Raw genomic sequence first — 13,370 nt, 5'->3', positions numbered from 1 at the left:
TATGTACATTAAAAAAATACTTTGGGCTATTGCTCTTATTGGTTTATTGATTTGCGCTTATGTAGCCTATTTTATATATGGAGCTATGTTTTCTCCAAATACAAGTTTCGAAAATGAAACGGCATACATCTATGTACCAACCAATGCTACGTACCCTGAAGTACGCTCGCAATTAGAACCACTTTTAGACGATATTGAAGCATTTGATGCACTTGCCAACCAGAAAAGGTACACTACCAACCTTAAAGCGGGACGTTTTGCTATTACTAAAGGCATGAATAATAATGATATTATTAATTCTATAAGAAGTAAAAATCTACCTCTTAAAATTGCGTTTAACAATCAACATAGTATTGCAGACTTAGCAGAAAGAATAAGTACACAAATTGAAGCTGATAGTCTGTCTTTATTAAACGCAATGACAGACGAAGCATTTTTGACTAAAAATGGCTTTAATAAAGCAACAGCTTTAGGTATGTATTTGCCAAATAGTTATGAGTTTTTCTGGAATACATCTGCAGAGACATTTAGAGATAGAATGTTAACAGAGTATAATCGTTTTTGGACAGAAACAAGAAAAGCACAAGCTAAAAAATTGAATTTAAGCCCAAATGAAATCATAACCTTGGCGTCTATTGTTCACGAAGAATCCAAACAAGCCGATGAGCAACCCAGAGTTGCAGGTGTTTATCTTAATAGATTACGTATTGGTATGCCGTTACAAGCAGATCCAACTTTAAAATTTGCAGCTTATCAATTACCTAAATATAAGAACACCATTATAAGACGTGTCTTAAATATTCATAAGGAAATAGACTCTCCTTATAACACTTATAAGAATACTGGTTTACCTCCAGGACTTATTGCGATGCCAGATTTATCGGCTATTAATGCTGTTTTAAAACCCGAAACACACAGTTATTTGTATTTTGCTGCAGATGCGAAGCGTATAGGTTATCATAAGTTTGCCAAAACTTTAGGCCAGCATAATAACAATGCGAGAGCTTATCACAGTTATTTATCTTCTCAAGGTATTAATAAATAAGGTGAGATCTATATTTGGTTATATTATGTTTTTCTTATTGGTAAGTAGTTCGCTATTTTCTCAATCAACGTTCAATTCGTTTTTAAAACCAAGTGATTCTTTAAATATATCACGCCGAAATACTGTAGTCATTACAGAAGCCACTTTAGCTACTGCAACATTAGTTGGTCTTAATCAATTATGGTATGCAGATTATGAACGTTCAAGTTTTAAAACGTTAAATGATAGTGGAGAATGGTTACAGATGGATAAAATGGGACATGTATTTTCATCTTATCAATTAGGAAGGCTAGGATCTAATACTTTAAATTGGGCAGGAGTTAGTGAAAAAGACCAATTAATTTATGGTTCTACTTTAGGATTTGGTTTTTTGACAGCAGTAGAAGTATTGGATGGTTTTTCCGAAGAATGGGGTTTTTCCTGGACAGATATGGCAGCCAATGCTACAGGAACTGGCTTGTATGTTGGGCAACAATTACTGTGGCAAGAACAGCGTATAGTCTTAAAGTATTCATTCCATAGAACACGATTCGCAAAACAACGTCCCAATAAATTAGGTAATGGTTTGTCTGAAGAGTTTTTAAAAGATTATAATGGACAAACGTATTGGTTAAGTGCTAATATTAATTCGTTTTTAAAAACAGAAACCATTCCTAATTGGTTAAACGTCGCTTTTGGTTATGGAGCAGAAGGTATGTTAACAGGAGAAGCTAATGATCCTTTATTCTTAAATCAAAATAGAAGACGTCAATTCTATTTGAGTTTAGATGTCGATTTAACTAGAATTAAAACCAATTCTCAGTTCTTAAAAACCATTTTTGACGTTTTTAACGTTATAAAAGTACCTTTTCCAACTTTAGAATTGAATGACAATGGACGTGTAAACTGGCACTCTGTCTACTTTTAAAGGTGATTGAAGACACTTAATCGCTTGATTTTCAATTATTACAAAAAGGTTGTATATTTGCACGCGAATTTGACGAGACGGTTTGGGGAAACTATTTTGTCATTAAAATTTAGCTGTTATGATTAAAAGTAGCATTACAAATTTCATAGTACCTTTTGCAATTTGTTTATTAATGGCATTAGCATTGTATCCAGATTCAACTCTTAATCCTGAAGTTTATTCTACAGAAGGTTTAGAGCTTAATTACAACATATCTGAAGATTTAGCTATGGTTACTCAAGACCATCCTTTAGATTATAATATGTTTACACCACATTTGGGAAAATCTTTTGAAGGATTTAAAGAAGCATTAGCTTTTAAAGAATCTAGAGGAGATTATTTTACGGTGAATACTTTAGGGTATTTAGGCAAGTATCAATTTGGTGCAGAAACCTTAAAAGTAATCGGTATTTATACACCAAATCAATTTTTATACAATCCTGAGTTACAAGAAAAAGCATTTATTGCAAATGCAGAACGTAATAAGTGGGTGCTTAGAAAAGACATTAAACGTTTTAACGGAAAGCGTATTGGTGGTGTAGAAATTACTGAATCAGGTATTTTGGCTGCTGCTCACTTAGCTGGACCAGGAAGCGTAAAGAAGTTTTTACGTAGTTATGGTGTTCAAAATTTATCAGATGCTTACGGTTCATCTGTTAAGTATTATATGAAAAAGTTTTCGGGCTACGATACGTCTATGATTACACCAGATAAGAAAGCAAGAGTAACACTTTAATACATTACTTACTACGTATGTAAAAAAGTGTATTATCCTCTATAACTTCAACTTATTTATTCTTTTAGTCCTTCTGTATTATAAATATAGCAGGTCTTTTATGAAGATCTTCTTTATTGTGTTTCCAATCCTTTGCGGTTTTGGTTCTAATGAATTCGGTTGGAAGAGTTAAATCACAAGCCACACAAAGTCTCGTATTTGGATGCAATGTGTTTGCTAAATCTTCAATCATTTTCATGTTCCTATAAGGAGTTTCAATAAAAATTTGAGACTGATTATGTTCAGAAGATAAGCGTTCTAAAGTTTTTAGTTTTGCTTTTCGTTCGCTTTTATCAATAGGTAAGTAGCCATTAAATGTGAAACTTTGACCATTCATACCAGAAGCCATTAAGGCTAGTAAAATAGAAGAAGGTCCAACCAATGGTACAACTTTAATATCCATTTGATGTGCCAAGCCTACAATATCTGCACCAGGATCTGCAATTGCAGGACAGCCTGCTTCAGAAAGTAAACCAATAGAAATTCCTTCCAAACAACTATCTAAATAAGTATTGCGTTCAGCTTCAGTAGTGTATTTATTAAGTACTTGGAGTTTTAATGAAGGTTGTGATTTGCCTGGTGAAACACGTTTAATAAATCGGCGTGCTGTTTTTTCATTTTCTACGATATAATAATCAATATCCTCAATTACTTTTTTTATTGAAATTGGTAAAACTTCTAATGGCGGATTATCGCCTAATCGTGTAGGTATGAGATATAATTTCCCTTTTGTTGTGTTCATTAATTTATAACTAGTTTATGTGAGGTCTGGGCTCCGGTTTTAGATCCAATCTTTAGGATATAGATACCAGTAGAAAGGTCCGAAGTATTTATTTGTTGTATAATGTGGTTATTACGTTGAATAGATTTTACAAGATGACCTTGAATATCGTAAATTGATATAGTAACATCTATATTTTTGTTACTGGTTGTTCCGAAATTAATATTTACAATAGTTTCACTTGGATTTGGATAAATCGAAATATTTGAACTTAAATCTTCACCTATACTTAAAGTTGTATCTGTAATTTTGTAAATATTTCCACTTGATAGATCCGAAATATAAAGTTCTCCATTATAAGCTTCTCCAAAAGCAGACCAATTACCAGTAAAAAGATTCAATGTTTTTGTCCAGGTATCTGTAGTATCGTCATAAACTAAATAGCCAATTTCTTGACTGCAATAATCGGCAAAAAAGTACCAACCTTCAAATCCTGAATATTCTAAGCCTCTATATCTATAGCCTCCAGTGATAGAACATTTAAATAAACCATCATCAGTGTGACTATAGCCATCAATTGGAAAGGTGTAAGTACTTACATCACCGCAGCCATTTGTATTGTAAGGTGCATTGGCTTCGTAACAACGCCATCCGTAATTTATTCCTGCGGCAGCTTCTGCAGCAGAGACACGATTTATTTCTTCAAAATTATTCTGACCAACATCTGCAATCCATAAATCTCCATTTAAGCGATCGAAAGAAAATTTCCATGGATTTCTTAAACCATAAGCCCAAATTTCTGCTCTGAAGTTAGTGTTTCCTACAAATGGATTAGTAGACGGAATCGTGTAATTTTCAGTAGACGTAGTAATATTAATATCTAATCTTAAAATTTTACCCAATAAACTTAAGGTGTTCTGTCCATAATTATCTGGATCTCCACCGCTGCCTCCATCACCTGATGAAATATATAAATAGCCATCTGCACCAAAAGCTAAATCTCCACCATTATGATTTGTATAAGGTTGATCGTAGCTTAAAATGATAAGTTCAGAATCAGGATCTGCCAGCAAAGGATTAATCGTATTTCTAGAGAATCTTGAAATTACAGTATTGCCAGAATTATTAATATAGTTTACAAAAAAGTAGCCATTTGATGCATAATCGGGATGGAAAGCTAAACCGAGAAGACCTCTCTCGCTCCCTGTATTTATCACTTTGCTATCAATGTCTAAGAATAATGTACTTTCAATGGTGCCATCGGCATTAATGATTTTTATAAAACCATCTCGTTCTACAACATAAAGTTTGTCGTTTCCAGCATGTTTGATATTAACAGGACTTTCTAAATTTGAAGCAAATAGTTCTAATTCTAAGTCTTGAGCATAAGAAGAAGCAATAAATCCTAAAAAGAACAATAATAATGGTGCTTTCATCTTAAATTGATTAAGTGTTGGGTACTAAATTACAAAAAAGACTTTTATAGTAAGGGAAGTGTTAGTATTCTTTATTTTAGTGACTTAGAGATTTTGCCAATATATCACAAGTTTCATTTACTAAATTGTAAACGTGCTCGAAACCGTTTTGACCACCATAGTATGGATCTGGCATATCTTTATTTTTAACAGAAGGATTTGCTTCGAGGAATAATTCTACTTTTTCAATATCATCACTATGTCTTGCCAAGCTAATGATATTATTATAATTTGATTGATCCATAGCATAGATATAATCAAACGTATCAAAATCTGAAACTTTAAATTGCCTAGCACTTTGTGCACTAATATCTAAGCCGTTTTGTTTAGCAACTAAAATAGAGCGTTTATCAGGAGAATTACCAACATGATAAGCTGCTGTGCCGGCAGAATCGATATAGAAATTTTCTTTAGATAATTTAGATTGCATAACACCGTGAGCTAATGGCGAACGGCAAATATTACCCAAGCACACCATTAAAATACTAGTCATACTAAAATGTAATTAAAGGGCTAATTTTTTAGATAAATCTTCAACATATTTTCTAAATTGCTTGTCTGTAGACGATAGATTATCAACGGTTTTACAAGCGTGTAATACCGTTGCATGATCACGTTGTCCAATTTGAGAACCAATACTAGCTAAAGATGCTTTGGTGTATTTCTTAGCAAAAAACATCGCTAATTGACGCGCTTGTACAATGTGTCGTTTACGTGTTTTAGACTGAAGTGTATTCACATCCATTTGAAAATAATCTGAAACTACCTTTTGAATGTAATCTATTGAAACTTCACGTTTAGTATTCTTAACAAATTTCTCAACAATATCTTTAGCTAAGTTTATTGTGATTTCTTTTTTGTTAAAAGAAGATTGTGCAATTAAAGAAATAATAGCGCCTTCTAATTCTCTAACATTTGTTTTGATATGTTTTGCAACATATTCAATAATATCTTCAGGCATTTCTACACCATCTCTGTAAAGCTTATTCTTTAAAATAGAAACTCTAGTTTCAAAGTCTGGTGTTTGTAACTCTGCAGATAGTCCCCATTTAAAACGAGATAATAAGCGCTGTTCAATGTCTTGCATATCTACAGGAGCCTTATCACTTGTTAAGATAACCTGTTTTCCATTTTGGTGTAAATGGTTAAAAATATGAAAGAAAACATCTTGTGTACCTGTTTTACCAGATAAGAATTGAACATCGTCAATAATAAGTACATCTATTATTTGATAGAAATGAATAAAATCGTTTCTATTATTCTTTTTTACAGAATCAATATATTGTTGTGTGAATTTTTCAGCTGAAATATATAATACCGTCTTTTCAGGATATTTATCTTTAATGTCTACACCAATAGCATGTGCTAAATGTGTTTTTCCTAATCCAACACCTCCAAAAATTAGAAGCGGATTAAAAGAAGTACCTCCTGGTTTATTTGCTACTGCAATTCCTGCATTTCTAGCTAAACGATTAGAATCTCCTTCTAAGAAATTCTCAAAACTATAACTTGGGTTAAGTTGCGATTCTATTTTAACGTTTCTAATTCCAGGAATAATAAAAGGATTTCTAAGTTCTGGACTCTTGTTATTAAAAGGCACATTTACGTCTTGAGACTTTAAAGCAGATCTGTTTGCGCTAGGAATTTTTTCCGTAAAAGGTTGTTTGTTGCCATAGGTGTTTTCCATTTTAATAACGTACACCAATTTAGCATCTTCACCAAGTTCTTTAGTTAATGAAACTTTTAATATTTTTACATAATGTTCTTCTAACCATTCGTAGAAAAATTTACTTGGTACTTGGATACTTAATGCTTTCCCTGAAAGTTTAACAGCATCTATAGGTTCAAACCATGTTTTGTAGGCTTGTGGTTGTATATTGTCTTTTATAAAAGCCAGACAATTACTCCATACAGATTGTGCTGTTATATCCATATTATTATTTAGATTTTTCGTTGTTAGTTAGATTAGCAAAAAAAAAGAGAATAAGAATTCTCTTGTTGTTTTTAGACAGGGCAAATATGTGAACAAATTTCTTAAAAAAAAAATCTAATTTGATTGAATATTCAGAAATTTATCCTCATGTTTAAAACGATTTAAAATTACAACATTAATCCTAATTAAAAGTATTTATATGAATTATAATGAAGCAAAAATAAGAGTTCGCTATGGTGAAACTGACCAAATGGGAGTTGTATACCATGCTAACTATGCTGTGTATTTTGAAGTCGGTAGAACGGAGTGGTTACGAGAATTTGGTCTGAGTTACAGCGGAATGGAGGCAAGTGGTATTATGTTGCCAGTAATTTCACTTTCTGTAAAATACAAAAATTCAGCACGTTATGATGATGAGCTTAAAGTTAAAACTACACTAAAAAAAATGCCAACGGCTTCTATAGAATTTGAATACGAGTTACGAAACCAATCAGATGTTTTATTAGCGACAGGAAATACTATTTTGGCATTTATTAACAAAGAAACAAATAGACCTACGCGTTGTCCTAAATATCTTTTAGACCAACTGCAAGATTACTCGTTATAATTCTTTGATTTCGACACCAAAAAATTGACTGAATGATTCAAATACTTTAGAACTGTTGCTTTTTCTGACAGAGATTTCTAACAAGCAATTATGTTCTAACTTCTGGTTGATGATTTCAACGTTGTTTTCTTTTAAAAACCGCATCACTTTGCTCATGTTTTTATATTCAAATTTGAGTTGAAAAGCTATGTTTATTGTTTTCTCAATAATTTTTGAGGTTTCTAAGACTAATTGTGCTCCTGTTCGGTAAGCATTTATTAAACCACCAACACCAAGTTTTACACCACCATAATATCTAACCACAACGATTAATATGTTGGTGACTCCAAAAGATTGAATTTGTCCATATATAGGCATGCCAGCAGAGTTATTAGGTTCTCCGTCATCATTAGCTCTATACTTAATGGTTTCTGTGCCTATTTGGTAGGCATAACACCAATGTCTAGCGGCATAGTGTTCTTTTTTTAAATCTTCGATATGACGTTTTACCTGATTTTCATTAATTACAGGGAATGCAAAACCATAAAACTTGCTGTTCTTATCCTTAAAGAGTTCTCCTTGTTCTGGTTTTGTAATTGTTTTAAATAAATCGTCCTCTGTCATTTCTGTAAGATAATTAATGCAGTCTCGACAAAAATACCAATACCGTTAGTACATAAGTACTTTTCCTGAAATTAATTATAAAATGATCACTTATTAAGATCTTAGGGAAATCAAGTTTTTTAGTCAAATGATGATTTTAGCCGTTAAACTAATGTCGTTATTTCACTCATGTTTTTGTTCAATATTTCAAAAAAAATAATTATGAAAATAAATTTACTTTTCTTTTTTTTAGCTTTCAACGTTATTGTTGCTCAAGAAACTATTGGGTTGGTTTATAATGATGTTAACAAAATGAATTCGGAGGGTTATACGCTATTTAAGCCAACAACGGATAATAGAGTGTTTTTAATAAATAACTGTGGAGAAGTTGTAAATCAATGGGATTCTACTGACCAAAGCACAAGTAATATTTATTTTTTAGAGAATGGTACTTTGTTGTTAAGTAGTGGGACTTATGCGGAGATAAGAGATTGGAATAATAATATTCTATGGAGTCTTTCTTATGTTGAACTTGGTTTTGCAACACATCATGATATTGCTCCACTGCCAAATGGCAACTTTCTAGTTACAGTAAGAGATGTTTATTCTAAAAATGAAATGTTAGCTGAGGGTTTAGATATTTCCTTTCCTGATGATAATTTAGAGTTAGAGAGAATTGTAGAGATTGAACCAGTAGGTGTTGACTCTGCAAACGTTGTATGGGAATGGAAAATTTTTGATCATTTAGTTCAAGATTTTGATAATTCTAAGCCTAATTATGGTGTAGTAGCAAACAATCCACAATTATTAGATTTTAATTATGGTACTTCTTCTAATCTTATACATGCAAATGCAATTAATTATAATGAAGATTTAGATCAAATTGTATTCTCAGCAAGAAATTTGAATGAAATCTATATTATTGATCATAGTACTACAACTTTAGAAGCGTCAACTCACGTTGGCGGAATTTATGGAAAAGGAGGAGATATTCTTTGGAGATGGGGAAACCCAGAGGTTTATGATAAAGGTACTGCTTTAGATCGAAAATTAAGAGGTCAACATGATGTAAAATGGATTTCAGAAGGTCCTTATCAAGGTAAAATTTCGGTATTTAATAATGTTGGTTATGGAAATGATTTAATGGCATCTTCGGTACACGTAATTGATCAAAATGACACCGATGGATTTTACAATTTAAATTCTGGTCGATTTTTGCCTAATAATTATTTTTGGTCATGGGATGGTTCCATAAATAACACTGTGATGCATGGTGGTAAAAAATGTGGTTTACAGATGATGTCTAAAGGCAATGCTTTAATTAATGAATCTGCTAAAGGAAGAATTACTGAGGTGGATAATATGGGTAATGTTATATGGGTTTATATTATTCCTGTTGCTAATAATTCTGATTTTAGTCAATTTTCTCAGCCAGTTACAAATGAAGCGTTTAGAGCCACAAGGTATTCTGTAGATTTTAGTGGTTTTGATGGAGTGACTTTTAACAATACAGGAATCATAGAAGATGTAAATTCTATTTCAACGGATTGTATTAATCGATTGTCTGTTGATGATTCTTATATCGTGAATTTAAATGTATATCCAAATCCTACAAAAGATATATTGAATTTTACCCAGCGCATCGATGAGATTAAAGTTTACGATATATCAGGGAAAATTGTGTTGAATAAATCAAATTCTGAATTTATAAATCTAGAAAAATTATCAAATGGTTTATATCTTGTTAGAGTTTCAGAAGAAGAGAAATCTAAAACCTTTAGAATATCAAAGAAGTAAAGAGAGGTTTTAATCGTCTTTAGCTGCTATTATTTTAGTGTGACTAATATGATTGAAATTATAGCGATAACTATTCCAATCCAGTTTTTGTTTGAAATTCGTTCTTTAAATAACCATAAACCTATTAGAGTTGATGTGGCTACAATAATTACATTATTAATGGTAAATATAGATGAACTTTCAAAGCCATCTACACGTAAGGCTTTTAAAAGGAAATAGATAGAACAATAATTAACAATTCCTAGAGCAATCCCAAAAGGAACGCTTTTTAATTCAAAACGACTTTTTTGTTTTATCGACTTATAGCTTAAAATTATAAATCCAATAGTTGCTGAAATGGCAAAAATGGTTGCTGAGAATAATGGTATATTATCATCTGGAGCATAATGATTTACAGATGTATCTATAATTCCTGAGCCAAAGAATAGCAAAACAGGCAGAAAAATAGAGTGTGTTAATACGGTATTATCTTTTGGTTTTGTAGAGGTTAGGTAGACAGCAAATAATGCTAATATTATACCAATGATTTTTTGAGTGTTTATACTTTCGTTATAGACATAAATGCCAAAAGCAATAGGTATTATAACACTCATTTTGCTAGCAACAGAAGCGACAGAGAGTCCATTTTTTTGCGCAGTTAATGCCATGACATTAAACATGGCTATAAATAAAAAACCTAAGCCAATTGCGGCATTAAACCAATTGGAATGGGTGATTTCTGAAATGTTAACCTCTCCATTATAAAAAAATAATCCAGCCACGCATGCTGTTACGTAGTTTATAACAATGGCTTGAAGCGTATTAACTTTATACTTGGTGTATAGTTTAAATAAGACAAATATTCCAGTAGATGATAATATGCTAAGGAGTAAATATATCAAAAGAGCTCTTTTTTAATTTCAAAAAGTGATACCACATCTTCTTTAGTTTCATCAATATTCCAAATGTAGAATCCCATTTTTTCAGCAGTATCAGTATTGTCTTTGGTGTCATCTATAAACAAACATTCATTAGCCTTAAGATTGTTTTCTTTTAATACGAAATCAAAAATATCTGAATTTGGTTTTCTATAATGAATCTCTTGAGATAAATAGAATACATCAAAACAGGCTTTAAACTCTTCAAAGAATGGAACGGTTTCCTTTACAAAATCGATATGCATATCGTTGGTGTTACTCAACAATATAAGCTTGTATTCTTTTTGATTTGCTAAATTTTTAATGAACTCTAATCTGTGTTCTGGAAAATTCTTAATGATACAATTCCATGCATTAATAAGTTCGGTTTCGCTAACATTGGGAAATTTTGATTTATAAAACGTAATAAATTCAGAAGTCGAAACTTTTCCTACTTCGTAAAGCATATTGGTTTCAATCATATCTGCATCAAACGTCTTTAAATTAAATAAATCTAAAGCATGTTGCATAGCACCTTGCTTGTCTAAATTGATAAATACATCACCAAAATCGAAAATTAGTGTTTTAATCTTTTGCATATATTTTTAATAAATCATTTTTAATTTGAGACTCAGAAATCAAATTCCCATTTAATTTGGGTGCTTTAATTCCTGTTTTAAAGTTTACGTTTCCTATAAAAATTCGAGCTTCATCCCAAAGATTTTCATCTATAAAGGTTTGGAGCGTTTGTGAACCACCTTCTATAATAATTGAGTTGATGTTTTGTTTGAATAATAAATTTGCAATTTGAATTGCTATAGGTTTTTCAAAATCTATGTCTTCATTTGTTACTCGTATGGTTTTGGCTTCATCATTAAAAACAGAGTAATTAGAATTTAATTTAGATGTTCTATCCCAAACCACTCTAATAGGATTTTCTCCAGACCAATCTCTAACCGTTAAGCTAGGGTTGTCTTCAATAACTGTATTTGTTCCAACCAAAATAGCTTGTTCTTCAGCACGCCATTTGTGGACTAATTGACGAGAATATTTATTGGTTATCCAAACTGGTTTTTTCTCATCCTTTTTAATTGGTGCAATAAAACCATCTGCAGTTTCTGCCCATTTGAGTATAATATAAGGACGCTTTTTATTATGATAAGTAAAAAATCGTTTGTGATGCGCTTTACATTCCGCTTCCAAAACACCAACAGTAACATTACAGCCAGATGCTCTTAATTTGGCAATGCCTTTACCTGCAACTTCCGGATTATCGTCAACACAACCAATAACTACATTCGGAATTTTGTGTCTTACAATTAAATCGCTGCAAGGTGGTGTTTTTCCGAAATGACTACAAGGTTCTAGTGTCACGTATATCGTGCTTTTTGATAAAAGTGATTGGTCTTTTACCGCGTTTATAGCATTTACTTCAGCATGATTGCCTCCGTAGGCACTTGTAAAACCTTCAGCAATTATTAAATCGTTATGCACAATCACAGCACCAACCATAGGGTTAGGTCTTGTGGTTCCCAATCCGTTTTTGGCAATTTGCAAACAGCGTTTTATGTAAGTCTCGTGTATAGTCAACTAGAGTTTTATTTTTACATCTTGAATTTCATCAACAGAATACGTTGAAGAATAGCCCATAATTTTATATTTGATTTCGCCTTTAATATGCACTTTTAAACTTTGCGAAATCAAACTACCTAGAAGACTTCCAAGGTTCTTGTTATTAATAATACTTTCAGTTGCTACCTTAATGGTTAACGGAATAGTAAAATTTTCTCTTTTAGGCACATCAAATTCATCTGAAACTACAGAAGCAAGTTCCAGATCATTAATATACACTTTAAGGTCGTCTGTTTTTAAGGTGCCACCAACATCATTTTTATTTAGAAATAAAGCTTCGGCTCTTATGGTAATATTTTTAGAGTTAGAATCTATAACCTCAAAGTCTTCTAGTCTAACAAATTCAGGTTTTTGTGTAAAAGAACAGTTAAAAAGTAGTGTAAAAATCAAGGAAAACATTAGGAGTCTTTTAAACATAAAATTGTTTTTATACGTATTTTTGAATTTGACTAAAAAGTAATTATTAAGTGCGTAAAGATACTATTGTTATTCGAGAAATTGAAGCCAAGGATAATCCTAAAATAGCTAAGGCGATTAGGAATGTTTTAGTAGAAATGGGTGTTCCTAAAGTGGGAACTGCTTATGAAGATGAGGCTTTGGATTGCATGACGGAAACTTACAACCAGCCAAAGAAAACTTATTTTGTTGTAGCAAGTGGTGATACTATTATTGGAGGAGCCGGAATTTCGCCTTTAGATAATTACGAAGGCAATATCTGTGAGTTACAAAAAATGTATTTTATGTCAGAAGCCAGAGGAAAAGGTTTAGGAACCGAAATGATGAATAAATGTCTCGACTTTGCTAAACAAGCAGGTTTTGCGCAATGCTATTTGGAAACCTTACCTTATATGGATGATGCTAGAAAATTATACAAAAAGGTAGGTTTTAAATCTATAGATAAACCTTTGGGAAACACAGGTCATTACTCGTGTACAGTTTGGATGCTTAAAGATTTGTAATT

Annotated in this window: 15 protein-coding genes; 6 read left to right on the top strand and 9 right to left on the bottom strand. The window is 31.9% G+C overall.

From position 1 onward, the window contains the following. Position 1 precedes the first annotated feature (1 nt). From mltG to HM981_RS12410, 3 genes are all read left to right on the top strand, one after another. Positions 2-1,045 carry an endolytic transglycosylase MltG gene (gene mltG, locus HM981_RS12420; RefSeq protein WP_179339119.1) on the top strand — a complete coding sequence of 348 codons (1,044 nt, stop codon included), beginning with the start codon at positions 2-4 and terminating at the stop codon, positions 1,043-1,045. 25 nt (positions 1,046-1,070) lie between these two features. Then, the gene (locus HM981_RS12415; protein WP_179339147.1) at positions 1,071-1,952 is read left to right on the top strand and encodes a DUF2279 domain-containing protein; all 882 of its coding nucleotides are present in this window, start codon (positions 1,071-1,073) and stop codon (positions 1,950-1,952) included. 118 nt (positions 1,953-2,070) lie between these two features. Continuing rightward, positions 2,071-2,727, top strand: a complete 657-nt coding sequence (locus HM981_RS12410) for a peptidoglycan-binding protein LysM (protein WP_179339118.1) — start codon at positions 2,071-2,073, stop codon at positions 2,725-2,727. Positions 2,728-2,791: 64 nt separating this feature from the next. Here HM981_RS12410 and HM981_RS12405 read toward each other — a convergent pair whose 3' ends face one another. From HM981_RS12405 to dnaA, 4 genes are all read right to left on the bottom strand, one after another. Next, positions 2,792-3,508, bottom strand: coding sequence for an SAM-dependent methyltransferase (locus tag HM981_RS12405; RefSeq protein WP_179339117.1), 717 nt, complete (start codon positions 3,506-3,508; stop codon positions 2,792-2,794). Continuing rightward, complete coding sequence (locus HM981_RS12400; protein ID WP_179339116.1) at positions 3,508-4,923, bottom strand: PQQ-dependent sugar dehydrogenase; 1,416 nt, start codon at positions 4,921-4,923, stop codon at positions 3,508-3,510. The genes HM981_RS12405 and HM981_RS12400 overlap by 1 nt, the downstream gene beginning before the upstream one ends. A gap of 76 nt (positions 4,924-4,999) precedes the next feature. Next, a complete protein-coding gene (locus HM981_RS12395) occupies positions 5,000-5,455 on the bottom strand; it encodes a low molecular weight protein-tyrosine-phosphatase (RefSeq protein ID WP_179339115.1) in 456 nt (151 codons plus the stop codon). A 12-nt stretch (positions 5,456-5,467) separates the two neighbouring features. Continuing rightward, the gene (gene dnaA, locus HM981_RS12390) at positions 5,468-6,895 is read right to left on the bottom strand and encodes a chromosomal replication initiator protein DnaA (protein ID WP_179339114.1); all 1,428 of its coding nucleotides are present in this window, start codon (positions 6,893-6,895) and stop codon (positions 5,468-5,470) included. A gap of 199 nt (positions 6,896-7,094) precedes the next feature. Between dnaA and HM981_RS12385 the strand changes: the two genes are divergently transcribed. Then, positions 7,095-7,502: an acyl-CoA thioesterase gene (locus tag HM981_RS12385; RefSeq protein WP_179339113.1), complete on the top strand. Its 408-nt coding sequence runs from the start codon at positions 7,095-7,097 to the stop codon at positions 7,500-7,502. Here HM981_RS12385 and HM981_RS12380 read toward each other — a convergent pair. Next, the gene (locus tag HM981_RS12380) at positions 7,497-8,105 is read right to left on the bottom strand and encodes an IMPACT family protein (RefSeq protein WP_179339112.1); all 609 of its coding nucleotides are present in this window, start codon (positions 8,103-8,105) and stop codon (positions 7,497-7,499) included. The genes HM981_RS12385 and HM981_RS12380 overlap by 6 nt on opposite strands. Before the next feature lie 201 nt (positions 8,106-8,306). Between HM981_RS12380 and HM981_RS12375 the strand changes: the two genes are divergently transcribed. Next, positions 8,307-9,881 (top strand): aryl-sulfate sulfotransferase, encoded by a 1,575-nt coding sequence (locus HM981_RS12375; protein WP_179339111.1) that lies wholly within the window; start codon positions 8,307-8,309, stop codon positions 9,879-9,881. A gap of 29 nt (positions 9,882-9,910) precedes the next feature. Here the strand turns inward: HM981_RS12375 and HM981_RS12370 are convergent, their stop codons facing one another. Genes HM981_RS12370 through HM981_RS12355 form a run of 4 tightly spaced genes read right to left on the bottom strand, consistent with a single transcriptional unit; the run spans position 9,911 to position 12,826 of the window. After that, the gene (locus HM981_RS12370; RefSeq protein ID WP_179339110.1) at positions 9,911-10,762 is read right to left on the bottom strand and encodes an EamA family transporter; all 852 of its coding nucleotides are present in this window, start codon (positions 10,760-10,762) and stop codon (positions 9,911-9,913) included. Then, positions 10,759-11,376, bottom strand: coding sequence for an HAD-IA family hydrolase (locus tag HM981_RS12365; protein WP_179339109.1), 618 nt, complete (start codon positions 11,374-11,376; stop codon positions 10,759-10,761). The genes HM981_RS12370 and HM981_RS12365 overlap by 4 nt, the downstream gene beginning before the upstream one ends. Further along, the gene (gene ribD / locus HM981_RS12360) at positions 11,363-12,367 is read right to left on the bottom strand and encodes a bifunctional diaminohydroxyphosphoribosylaminopyrimidine deaminase/5-amino-6-(5-phosphoribosylamino)uracil reductase RibD (RefSeq protein WP_179339108.1); all 1,005 of its coding nucleotides are present in this window, start codon (positions 12,365-12,367) and stop codon (positions 11,363-11,365) included. Before ribD ends, HM981_RS12365 begins: the two co-directional genes overlap by 14 nt. Continuing rightward, complete coding sequence (locus HM981_RS12355) at positions 12,368-12,826, bottom strand: LEA type 2 family protein (protein ID WP_179339107.1); 459 nt, start codon at positions 12,824-12,826, stop codon at positions 12,368-12,370. Positions 12,827-12,876: 50 nt separating this feature from the next. On the opposite strand from HM981_RS12355, the gene HM981_RS12350 reads away from it, so the two are divergent. After that, the gene (locus HM981_RS12350) at positions 12,877-13,368 is read left to right on the top strand and encodes a GNAT family N-acetyltransferase (RefSeq protein WP_179339106.1); all 492 of its coding nucleotides are present in this window, start codon (positions 12,877-12,879) and stop codon (positions 13,366-13,368) included. Positions 13,369-13,370: the final 2 nt, after the last annotated feature.

Origin of the sequence: Winogradskyella ludwigii (genome assembly GCF_013403985.1) — a bacterium.
In the GTDB taxonomy this organism is placed as follows: Bacteria; Bacteroidota; Bacteroidia; order Flavobacteriales; family Flavobacteriaceae; genus Winogradskyella; species Winogradskyella ludwigii.
The sequence above is the reverse complement of the archived record's forward strand: the minus strand, read 5'-3'. Positions and strand labels throughout refer to the sequence as shown.